We start from the raw sequence: 7,433 nt of genomic DNA on the forward strand, positions 1-7,433 counted from the left end.
GCTGGCGGTGAGCGCCGCGCATGGTTATATGGACCCCGACCGAGGGACCCATGCGCTTTTCCAATGCCTTCCTAGACGAGATCCGCGACCGCGTCTCCATTTCGGAGGTGATCGGCAAACGCGTGACCTGGGATCGCCGCAAGACCAATGTGTCGCGCGGCGACTATTGGGCCTGCTGCCCGTTCCACGGCGAAAAGTCGCCAAGCTTTCACTGCGAGGACCGCAAGGGCCGATACCATTGTTTCGGCTGCGGCGTCTCCGGCGACCACTTCCGCTTTCTCACCGATCTCGACGGCCTGTCCTTCCCGGAAGCCGTGCAGCAGGTCGCCGACATGGCGGGCGTCGCCATGCCGCAGCCGGACCGCGAGGCCGAGCAGCGCGAGAAGGAACGCATGGGCCTTGTCGAGGTCATGGACATGGCTGCGCGCTTCTTCGAGGACCAGCTTCAGACGCCGGCCGGTGCGAAGGCGCGCGCCTACCTGCGCGACCGCGGACTGACGGGCCGCACCATCGAGACCTTCCGGCTCGGCTACGCGCCGGAAAGCCGCAACGCATTGAAGGGCTTCCTTGCCGGCAAAGGCGTTCCGAAGGAGGCGATCGAGGCCTGCGGCCTCGTCGTGTACGGGCCCGATATCCCGGTTTCCTACGACCGTTTCCGGGACCGCATCATGTTCCCGATCCTTTCGGTGCGCGACAAGGTCATCGCTTTCGGTGGACGCGCCATGTCGCCGGATGCGCCGGCGAAATATCTGAACTCCAACGAGACCGAGCTCTTCCACAAGGGCAATGTGCTCTACAACCACGCGCGGGCCCGCAAGGCCGCTCAGGGTGCGGATGGTGCGGGCACGATCATCGCCGTCGAAGGCTATATGGATGTGATCGCCCTCCACCAGGCCGGCATCGAGAATGCCGTCGCGCCGCTCGGCACCGCGCTCACCGAGAACCAGCTTGAACTCCTCTGGAAGATGACGCCGGAGCCGGTGCTCTGCTTCGACGGCGACGGCGCGGGCATTCGCGCGGCAAACCGGGCGGCCGATCTCGCGCTGCCCTATATCAAACCGGAACGCACGGTGCGCTTTGCGCTGCTGCCCGACGGCAAGGACCCTGACGACCTCGTACGCCACGAGGGTCGTGCGCCCTTCGACAAGGTGATGGCCGGCGCCCGGCCGCTTGCCGAGATGATCTGGAGCCGCGAGGTGCAGGGCGCGAATTTCGAGACGCCGGAAAGCCGGGCGGCGCTGGAGGCGCGCCTGCGCCAGATCACCGGCGCGATCGCCGACGAGGACGTGCGCCGCCACTACCAGCAGAACATGCGCGACCGGCTGAACGCTTTCTTCCGCCCGGCGCCGCGGCAGGGAGGCGGCGGCTTTTCCGGCAACCGGCAGACGAGGGGCGGCGGGCGCGGCGCTGTGCAGGGCACACCTGTTTCCTCCGGCATTTCCGACCGGCTGGCGCGCTCGGCGCTGGTGCGCGGTGCACAGGAGCTGCCGGCGCTGCGCGAAAGCGTGCTGGCGCTCACCGTCGCCAACCATCCCGGCTTGCTCTTCAGCGACTACGACGAAATCGCCATCATCGAATATGAGAACCGCGACCTGCAGCGGCTCTGGTCGGCGCTGCTCGGCATTGCCGGTTCCGTCGGCACCAGGCTGGAGCGCGACCGGCTGATCGAGGAGCTGGAAGCGGCCGGCTTCGACGCGTTGCTGCGCGGGCTCGACCAGCAGATCCGCAATTCCCGCCTGTGGACCGCGACGGCGGAGGCCGCGCCCGAAGATGCCCGCGAAGGCTACCTTCAGGCGCTCGCCCTGCACAAGCGCACCCGCGCCCTGCTCTGGCAGCGCCGCGAACTGGAGCGTGAGCTTGCCGTGGCGACCGAGGAGGGCGACGGAGAACGCGTCCCCCAGATCCTGCGCGCGCTGCAGGAGGTGCAGATGGAAACCATGCGCCTGGAGAACCAGGAAGCCATCATCGAGGGTTTCGGCGTGCTTTCCGGCCGTGTGAAGGGGCCGGCGGGCAAATAGACCGCCGATCCTTCCTATTCGTCGAAGACGATGGAGAGCTTGTTGCCGACGGGGTCGCGCACATAGGCGGAGTACCAGTGCGGGCCGTAGTGCGGGCGCGGGCCGGGGGCGCCTTCGTCTGTTCCGCCATGGGCGAGGGCGGCCGCATGGAACGCCTCGACCTCCTCGTGGGAGGCGGCGGGAAAGCCGACCATGGTGCCGTTGCCGACGCTTGCCGCCGCGCCGTCGAAGGGCGTGCACAGCCAGAGCGTGAAGCCATCAGGGCCGCCACCTTTTGTGTAGCCGCGCAATCCCGGATAGTCCGCCCGGACGGCCCAGCCGATCGTCGCGAGGACGGCGTCGTAAAACGGCGTGGTTGCTGCGGCATTCGGCGTGCCGAGGGTTGTGTAGGCATCCATTCTGCGTCTCCCGTGTCGATTTGTTTGCAACCTTATCTTGAAATAAGAACAAATCAAGAACATTATTGAGCGGTGGACGTTGGCTGCGGGCGGTTGCCCAACCGTGCCGGCTTGGTCAGAATGGAGGGGAACGAAAGTGCACATGATGATTGACGCCCACCCCTCCGCCTCCCTTGCCGCCCTGTTCGATGCGCCGCCGGACGATCCGCTGGACGTGCTCAAACGCGTCTACGGCTACGATGCCTTTCGCGGCAAGCAGCAGGCCGTCGTCGAGCATGTGGTGGGCGGCGGCGATGCCGTCGTCCTGTTCCCGACCGGTGCCGGCAAGTCGCTCTGCTTCCAGATCCCGGCGCTCTGCCGCGAGGGCGTCGGCATCGTCATCTCGCCGCTGATCGCGCTGATGCGCGACCAGGTGGAGGCGCTGAAGCAGCTTGGCGTCCGGGCCGCCGCGCTCAATTCTTCGCTGACGCGCGACGAATTCTTCGCCGTGCGCGATGCCATGCGCGCGGGCGCGCTCGATCTTCTCTACGTGACGCCCGAGCGGATCGTCACGGAAGGCTTTGCCGAGCTCGTCGCCGATGCGCGCATCGCGCTCTTTGCCATCGACGAGGCGCATTGCGTCTCGCAATGGGGCCATGATTTCCGGCCGGAATACCGGGCGCTCGGCGTTCTCGGCGAGCGGTATCCCGGCGTGCCGCGCATTGCGCTGACGGCGACAGCGGACCCGCACACCCGTGGTGATATCATCGAGCGCCTCGGCCTTCAGGATGCGGCGGTCTTCACCACCAGCTTCGACCGGCCGAACATTTCCTACGAAATTGCCGAGCGCGACCAGGCGCGCCAGCAATTGCTGCGCTTCCTGTCACGCCATCAGGGCGAGAGCGGCATCGTTTACTGCCTGTCGCGCGCCAAGGTGGAGGACACGGCCGACTGGTTGAACGCGCAAGGCGTTCGCGCGCTGCCCTACCATGCCGGCTTCGAGCGCGCGGTGCGCGACGCCAATCAGGATGCCTTCCTGAAGGAAGAAAACCTCTGCCTGGTCGCGACGGTCGCCTTCGGCATGGGCATCGACAAGCCGGATGTGCGCTATGTCGCCCATCTCGACCTGCCGGGCTCGGTGGAGGCCTATTATCAGGAGACGGGTCGCGCGGGCCGCGACGGCCTGCCCTCCGAGGTCTGGATGGCCTACGGCATGGCCGACGTCGTGCAGCGCCGCAAGATGATCGACGAGGGCGGGGCGGCCGACGAGATCAAACGCATCGAGCGCGCCAAGCTGATGGCGCTGCTTGCCATCTGCGAGACGGCCAGTTGCCGGCGCAAGGCCATCCTGGCGCATTTCGGCGAGGCATATTCCGGCCATTGCGGCAATTGCGATACCTGCCGCAACCCGGTCGAGACCTGGGACGGCACGGAAGCGGCGATCAAGGCGCTCGCTGCGGTCTACCGCACCGGCGAACGCTTCGGCGCCGCCCATGTCATCGACGTCCTGCTGGGCTCTGTCAACGAGAAGACCGAGCGCTTCGGGCATACGGAGATGCCGGTCTTCGGTGCGGGCAAGGACATTGCCGGGCGTGTCTGGCAGTCGATCTTCCGGCAGCTTCTGGCCGCAGGCCTCATCAGCGTCGATCATGCTGCCTTCGGCGCGCTGAAGCTGGAGCCCGAGGCGCGTGCGGTCTTCCGCCACGAGCGGCAGGTGCTGTTGCGCAAGGATCGTCCGCAGGCGGGAGGACGCAAGGGCAAGGCCGGCGGCTCGCCCGCCGCCCGCGAGCGCTCCAACCTTGCCGGCTCCGATCGCGAGCTCTTCGAGCTGCTGCGCGCCGAGCGGTTGTCCATCGCCAAGGACCTCGACGTGCCGCCCTATGTCGTCTTCCCGGACACGACGCTGATCGCGCTTGCCAAGGAACGACCGCGTGACCGGGAGGAGCTGCTCGACATCCCCGGCATCGGCGTTTCCAAGCGCGACCGCTTCGGCGATGCCTTCCTCGCCGTGATCGATGACTTCAGCGGCTGACTTTTTTTGAAGTCGATGTCGGAACGTTCCGGTCTCCTTCGTCCTTGAGCGTGTTCAAACAAGGAGGACTGTCCGATGAAGGTTACCCAGCATCTCTGGTTCGCGGCGGACATGGAGGCCGCCATCGGCTTCTACACGTCGCTTGTTCCCGGTTCCTCGGTCCATTGGGTGTCGTCGCTTCCGGCCGAAACGCCGAGCGGCCCGCCGGGCAGCGTGAAGATCGCGAGCTTCACGCTCGGCGACCAGCGCTACATGGCGATCGAGGCCGGCCCGCTCGATCCGTTCAACCACAGCTTTTCCATCATGGTCGAATGCGAGACGCAGGGCGATCTCGACCGGCTGTGGGATGCGCTGCGCGAGGGTGGTTCGGTCGAACAGTGCGGCTGGTTGCGGGATCGCTGGGGCCTTTCCTGGCAGATCGCGCCGACGCGGCTCGGCGAATTGATGAGCGACCCGGACCAGGCGAAGGTCAAGCGTGTCACCGAGGCGATGCTCCAGATGGTGAAGCTCGACATCGCGCCGCTGGAGGCCGCGGCGGCGGGGTAGGCGGGATGCGGCGGAGGCCCGCCGTCACATCCGGACGGTCATGCCGCCGTCGACCACCAGCACATGGCCGTTGACGAAGGAGGCCGCGTCGCTGGCGAGGAACAGGGCGGCGCCGGTGATTTCGTCGGCGCGGGCCCAGCGCTGCACGGGGATGCGCTGGCGAACGAAGGGCATCAAGCCCTCGTCGGCGGCGAGCGCCGCGTTGGTTTCCGTCGCGAACCAGCCGGGCGCGATGGCATTGCTGGTGATGCCGTGCGGGGCGTATTCGACGGCCATGCTGCGCATGAGGCCGGTGAGGCCGTGTTTGGCCGCAGGGTAGATGCCGTCGTTCGGCATGGCCACGTGGCCGCCGATCGAGGTGATGGCGATCAGCCGTCCGTGGCCGTTGCGCTTCATCAGCGCGGCGGCATCGCGCGAGAGGCTCGCGGCGGCGGACAGGTCGGTGCGGATCAGCTCGTCGATCGCCGCATCGTCCATCTCGGCGAGCGGCCGGCGGTCGCGGGCGCCGACATTGTTGACGAGCACGTCGAGGCGGCCATGGCTCTCTTCGATCTCGGCGAGCGTGGCGCGCTGGGCGGCCCGGTCGGCGATGTCGAAGGCGGCGGCTGTGGCGCTTCCGCCGGCAGCGGTGATCCTTTCGACGGCCGCGTCGAGCGTCGCGGCCGTGCGGCCCGTCACGATCACATGGGCGCCGGCCTCGGCGAGCGCCCTGGCGATCTCGAAGCCCAGCCCGCGGCCGCCGCCGGTAACCAGCGCCACGCGGCCCTGCTGGGAGAATCTTTCCAGTATCGTCATGGCGCAAATCCTTTCGCGCCGTCACCGGACAGGGCAGGCGCTGTCCTGTCAACCCCGCTGCCGTCCGGGTCGCGGGAATGCACGACTTTGTCCTTTTGCAAAACGGCGCTATCTCCGGCGCGAAAGGATTTCAGCCATGGCCCAGAACATCTACGACCAGCCCGCCTTCTTCGAGGGGTATTCCGGTCTCCCCCGATCGGTGCACGGCCTTGCGGGCGCAGCGGAATGGGATTCGGTCCGCGCCCTGTTGCCGGATCTTGCGGGCCGGCGCATCGTCGATCTCGGCTGTGGTTTCGGCTGGTTCGCGCGCCATGCGGCAGAAGCGGGTGCGGAAAGCGTGCTCGGCCTCGATCTTTCGCAGAACATGATCGCCCGCGCCCGGGCGGAAACCGTATCTCCGGCCGTCCGCTACGAGATCGCCGACCTCGACCGGCTGGAACTGCCCGCCGGCGCTTTCGATTTCGCCTACAGTTCGCTTGCCTTCCACTATATCGCGGATTTCGACCGGATGCTGCGCACGCTCCATGCCGCGCTGCGACCGGGCTCGCCCTTCGTCTTCACCATCGAACACCCGCTCTACATGGCGCCGTCCCGGCCGGATTGGGCGCAGATCGACGGCCGGACGGTGTGGCCGGTCGATGGCTATCTCGTCGAAGGCCCGCGCACGACGGACTGGCTCGCCAAGGGTGTCGTCAAGCACCACCGCACGCTCGGTACGACCCTCAACGCGTTGATCGCGACCGGTTTTGCCATTCGCCATGTCGAGGAGTGGCGGCCGAGCGAAGCGCAGCTTGCGGCGCATCCGGAATGGCAGGTGGAACTCAACCGGCCGATGTTCCTGCTGATCGCCTGCGACCGGCGCTGAAACAGCGAAAAGAACGACCGGAACCCTTTACGTCGCCTCCCGCTGCGCTAGAACTATCGCAGTGGAGCAATTCGCCGGCACTACGATCAAAACGACAAGCCGGCGTTTACCGGAACGGGAGCCGTGCCCATGAAAAGACTGAACCTGCCGCTCGACGGCGCCTGCCGCTGCGGGCGCGTGAAAATCCGCATCAGCGCGCCGCCGATGCTGACCATGGCCTGCCATTGCACCGGCTGCCAGCGCATGTCGGGCAGCGCCTATTCGCTGAGTGCGGCGATCCCGACGGAGGGGTTTGCTGTCATTGCGGGCGCGCCCGTCGTCGCGGGGGCGAATGCCGAGGCCGGCCATCATTTCTGCCCGGATTGCATGACCTGGATGTTCACCCGGCCCGCCGGCTTCGACTTCTTCGTCAATGTGCGTCCGACCCTGCTGGACGAGACCGGCTGGTACAGCCCGTTCATCGAGACCTATACGAGCGAAAAGCTTGCCTGGGCGCAGACGCCCGCCGAGCACAGCTATGAAAAATATCCGCCGATGGAGGATTACGAAAAACTGATCGGCGCCTATGCGGCAAGCGCGGCCTGAGCCGTCGCCGTTAAAGCCTTTCCGTCATTTCCGTGGGTGCCTATCCATGACCTCCGCCTTCATCGCCCATCTGCAGTCCGAGCTCGGCGCTCTCAAAACCGCGGGCCTTTACAAGGCCGAGCGGGTGATCACCTCCAAGCAGGCCGGCGAGATCGCCGTTGCCTCGGGCGAGCGCGTGCTGAACTTCTGCGCCAACAACTATCTCGGCCTTGCCG

Annotated in this window: 7 protein-coding genes and 1 pseudogene; 6 read left to right on the plus strand and 2 right to left on the minus strand. The window is 66.7% G+C overall.

From position 1 onward, the window contains the following. Positions 1-50 precede the first annotated feature (50 nt). On the plus strand, positions 51-2,018 hold the full coding sequence (gene dnaG, locus AKG11_RS13595; protein ID WP_037408726.1) for a DNA primase: 1,968 nt from the start codon (positions 51-53) through the stop codon (positions 2,016-2,018). Positions 2,019-2,032: 14 nt separating this feature from the next. Here dnaG and AKG11_RS13600 read toward each other — a convergent pair whose 3' ends face one another. Beyond that, positions 2,033-2,416, minus strand: a complete 384-nt coding sequence (locus AKG11_RS13600; RefSeq protein WP_050744218.1) for a VOC family protein — start codon at positions 2,414-2,416, stop codon at positions 2,033-2,035. 145 nt (positions 2,417-2,561) lie between these two features. Here AKG11_RS13600 and recQ point away from each other — a divergent pair, with 145 nt between their 5' ends. Then, positions 2,562-4,427, plus strand: coding sequence for a DNA helicase RecQ (recQ, locus tag AKG11_RS13605; protein ID WP_050744244.1), 1,866 nt, complete (start codon positions 2,562-2,564; stop codon positions 4,425-4,427). 75 nt (positions 4,428-4,502) lie between these two features. Further along, positions 4,503-4,973: a VOC family protein gene (locus AKG11_RS13610; protein WP_023514173.1), complete on the plus strand. Its 471-nt coding sequence runs from the start codon at positions 4,503-4,505 to the stop codon at positions 4,971-4,973. A 24-nt stretch (positions 4,974-4,997) separates the two neighbouring features. On the opposite strand, the gene AKG11_RS13615 is transcribed toward AKG11_RS13610, so the two are convergent. Beyond that, entirely contained in the window at positions 4,998-5,768 is a 771-nt protein-coding gene (locus AKG11_RS13615; RefSeq protein WP_050744219.1) for an SDR family oxidoreductase, read from the minus strand. Between the two features lie 136 nt (positions 5,769-5,904). Here AKG11_RS13615 and AKG11_RS13620 point away from each other — a divergent pair, with 136 nt between their 5' ends. The 3 genes and pseudogenes from AKG11_RS13620 to AKG11_RS34560 all read left to right on the plus strand — a co-directional run. Next, positions 5,905-6,633, plus strand: coding sequence for a class I SAM-dependent methyltransferase (locus AKG11_RS13620; protein ID WP_050744220.1), 729 nt, complete (start codon positions 5,905-5,907; stop codon positions 6,631-6,633). A gap of 129 nt (positions 6,634-6,762) precedes the next feature. Next, entirely contained in the window at positions 6,763-7,218 is a 456-nt protein-coding gene (locus AKG11_RS13625) for a GFA family protein (RefSeq protein ID WP_023516539.1), read from the plus strand. Between the two features lie 46 nt (positions 7,219-7,264). Further along, a pseudogene (locus tag AKG11_RS34560) lies at positions 7,265-7,433 on the plus strand (glycine C-acetyltransferase); the annotation flags it as partial.

Origin of the sequence: Shinella sp. SUS2 (genome assembly GCF_001262505.1) — a bacterium.
Classification (GTDB): Bacteria; Pseudomonadota; Alphaproteobacteria; order Rhizobiales; family Rhizobiaceae; genus Shinella.

Excerpts from the sequence above, each read along its gene's own strand:
- AKG11_RS13610 (WP_023514173.1), top strand. The coding sequence starts at position 4,503 with ATGAAGGTTACCCAGCATCTCTGGTTCGCGGCGGACATGGAGGCCGCC.
- AKG11_RS13620 (WP_050744220.1), top strand. The coding sequence starts at position 5,905 with ATGGCCCAGAACATCTACGACCAGCCCGCCTTCTTCGAGGGGTATTCC.
- AKG11_RS13615 (WP_050744219.1), bottom strand. The coding sequence starts at position 5,768 with ATGACGATACTGGAAAGATTCTCCCAGCAGGGCCGCGTGGCGCTGGTT.
- AKG11_RS13625 (WP_023516539.1), top strand. The coding sequence starts at position 6,763 with ATGAAAAGACTGAACCTGCCGCTCGACGGCGCCTGCCGCTGCGGGCGC.
- AKG11_RS13600 (WP_050744218.1), bottom strand. The coding sequence starts at position 2,416 with ATGGATGCCTACACAACCCTCGGCACGCCGAATGCCGCAGCAACCACG.
- recQ (WP_050744244.1), top strand. The coding sequence starts at position 2,562 with ATGATTGACGCCCACCCCTCCGCCTCCCTTGCCGCCCTGTTCGATGCG.
- dnaG (WP_037408726.1), top strand. The coding sequence starts at position 51 with ATGCGCTTTTCCAATGCCTTCCTAGACGAGATCCGCGACCGCGTCTCC.